This window comes from Acidimicrobiales bacterium, from assembly GCA_035316325.1.
Taxonomy (GTDB): Bacteria; Actinomycetota; Acidimicrobiia; order Acidimicrobiales; family VFJN01; genus DASXTK01.
On the sequence record DATHJB010000233.1, the window covers coordinates 1 to 2,243 of the forward strand.

General features: G+C 69.5%; 4 protein-coding genes. All 4 read right to left on the bottom strand.

Annotation, left to right across the window (positions count from 1 at the left end; all coding sequences use genetic code 11):
- Positions 1-345 (bottom strand): hypothetical protein (locus tag VK611_30275; GenBank protein ID HMG45655.1); only part of this gene is annotated, 345 nt, incomplete at its 3' end.
- Positions 342-614, bottom strand: coding sequence for a hypothetical protein (locus VK611_30280; GenBank protein ID HMG45656.1), 273 nt, complete (start codon positions 612-614; stop codon positions 342-344). The genes VK611_30275 and VK611_30280, both read right to left, overlap by 4 nt.
- Complete coding sequence (locus VK611_30285) at positions 611-886, bottom strand: hypothetical protein (GenBank protein HMG45657.1); 276 nt, start codon at positions 884-886, stop codon at positions 611-613. The genes VK611_30280 and VK611_30285 overlap by 4 nt, the downstream gene beginning before the upstream one ends.
- The gene (locus tag VK611_30290) at positions 883-1,443 is read right to left on the bottom strand and encodes a hypothetical protein (GenBank protein ID HMG45658.1); all 561 of its coding nucleotides are present in this window, start codon (positions 1,441-1,443) and stop codon (positions 883-885) included. The genes VK611_30285 and VK611_30290 overlap by 4 nt, the downstream gene beginning before the upstream one ends.
- Between the last annotated feature and the right edge of the window lie 800 nt (positions 1,444-2,243).

The following is a 2,243-nucleotide window of genomic DNA, read 5'->3' on the forward strand; positions in this document are numbered from 1 at the left end:
CTCGGTCCCTGCATCCTCGCGGCCACGGTCCGACTTGCCCCACTCCTCCCGCAGGCGTTCGACCTCGCACTCCAGGTGCGTGATGTACTTGCCCCAGTCCGGGTCGAGCTTGGAGATGCCGGGGAGGTCGCCGAAGCCGAAACTGTCGTCGCCGAGAACCTCGTCCACGTCGTCGGGGTCGGCGATGCGCGAGAGCGATGTCGTGCCTTCCGCCGCGTCGTCGGGGTCGCGGGCGCTCGGCACTCGCAGCCGTCCGATCTGGTAGCGCAGGTCGAGCCACCAGCCGCGCAGCGCGGCGAGCGGGGGCCAGTACGGTCGGTCCGGCCGGTTCGGGTCCGGTGTCATGTTGTCTTCCCTGGGGTTCGCATCTTGTCGGGGTTGGCCGAGGCGAACGCCGAGAAGGCGACGAGCTGCCTAGCTACGGACTGTAGTTGCTCGTCTGTCACGTCCTGGTCGTCGCAGAGCATGTTGTAGTAGTACGCCATGACCTGCTCGGCGTACCTGTCCTGCCCACGGAACAGGGCGATGGGCTCGTCCGGATCCGAGAAGCCGGTGTTGCCGACCTTCTCGACGTGGACCTGGCCGTACTTGTCGGAGCGGCCCGCGACGATCATCGCGGCGACTCCTTGTCCAGTGCCGCGAAGGCGCGTTCGTAGATGTAGTCGGTCGCGCCGCCGTGTACGGCCCGCTTGTCCTGGTAGCGCCTGGCGAAGCCCCGGAGCCAGCCTGCGTCGAGCGTGACGGGTCCCTCCTGGGGCACGGGGGCCAGCTCGTGGTCGAGCTGCCGGCCGACGTGCGCCATGGCCTCCTCGACGGCGCACGTGACGGCCTTGCGGATGTGGTTCTGCTGCTCCAGCGGGAGCGCTTCCCAGGTCTTCCTGCTCATGTCGGGTCCACCTCAGTGCCGTCCAGGTTGACGACCTCGCCCAGGATCGCGGCGGCCTCCTCGGCGTCGCCGACCTCGGCGCGCTCCAAGGCTCGCGCGGCGGCGATGCGCAGCCGGTCGTTCTGCCGACTGTAGTTCTCGCCTTTCCAGGAGATGACGGAGCCATCCTTGGTGGCGAAGATCTCCGGGCCGAGGACGATGGTGTCACCGTCCTCGTGGGGGTACGTCGCGGCCAGGCCGATGTTCTCGGTGGCGCGGTCGGCGGCCTGCCGATCCTCGTAGCCCTGCCCGCACGTCGGACAGCGCAGTTCGTCGTCACGCCCGGACTTCAGTTCGTCGTTCGGGGCCTGCCGCGAGACGGTGCCGTCGGGCCTGACGTGGATCGTGCGGTCGCTGTTGCCGGTGCGCGCGTCGATGATCTCGAACTGGCCGCCGTCGCCGACGGGCGCCCACTGGACGGTCTTCGGGCGCACCTGCGCGGTCGCGGCGATCAGCAGCTCGTGGATGCAGTCTGCTGTGTGGTTGGCGGCTTCGGAGGCCGCCCATGGTTCGCTCATGTCGCAGCATGCTACACGACGTGGAGGCGGTAGCGCGGGCGGCGCCTCGCTCTTTGCGGTTGCCCCGCCGCCCGCGCGCCGTCCATCCTACACGGTCGGGGTTCATCTGGAACGCAGAAGGCCCGGAGGGCGTGACACCTCCGGGCCTTCTGCGCCCGATGACTTCCTGATAGGGCGGCGGGGAGCGGGATCCACAGCTTACGAGCGTTTCATGCCGCCCGGCTGGGCCTGTTCCGCGCGAGCCTCCCCATCACAGGGAGATCCCCGGCCGCCCGGTGGGAGACTCTACATGCTCGTCCAGCTCGGCGGCGTCGAGTTCGTCTTGGCAGCCCTCGCAAATAGCGGACTCTCGTTCGCCGACCCACCAGACACCGCAGTGCGGGTAGCTCATGGCGCCGGAGGGTAGCGCCCGGCGGGGGCGAGCGGCTACGCGGGGCCGGGCCTCCCCGCCGTTGGCCGCTCGCGGACCGGCTTGAACCCTCTGGCGAGGCTTCCGGCCACCCGGGTTGGCGAGACGGCGGATGCTACACCGTCCTCGCGCTGGCCGTCAGGTGTGCCGCGCGCGCCGTCTGCCGGGCTCTCCGCGTGGTGGGGGCTGGGTGGAGCAGGAGGTGGCGATCCTGACGAGCCGGGGGGTCTTTCCTCCTTGGTCCATGGATCCTAGATCGTGGAACCACAGTCCCGCGTATCGGACGAGCACGACACCGCCCTCAGACCGGGGAGGTAAGGGTCGCCAGGCGGTGCCGTCTCGTCGCAGGGTGTCCAGCATGGGGTCTAGCTGGACGGCCCTGATGCTCTCC

Bases quoted from the DNA above. Each gene is read 5' to 3' on its own strand.
- VK611_30290 (HMG45658.1), bottom strand. From the start codon at position 1,443: ATGAGCGAACCATGGGCGGCCTCCGAAGCCGCCAACCACACAGCAGAC.
- VK611_30285 (HMG45657.1), bottom strand. From the start codon at position 886: ATGAGCAGGAAGACCTGGGAAGCGCTCCCGCTGGAGCAGCAGAACCAC.
- VK611_30280 (HMG45656.1), bottom strand. From the start codon at position 614: ATGATCGTCGCGGGCCGCTCCGACAAGTACGGCCAGGTCCACGTCGAG.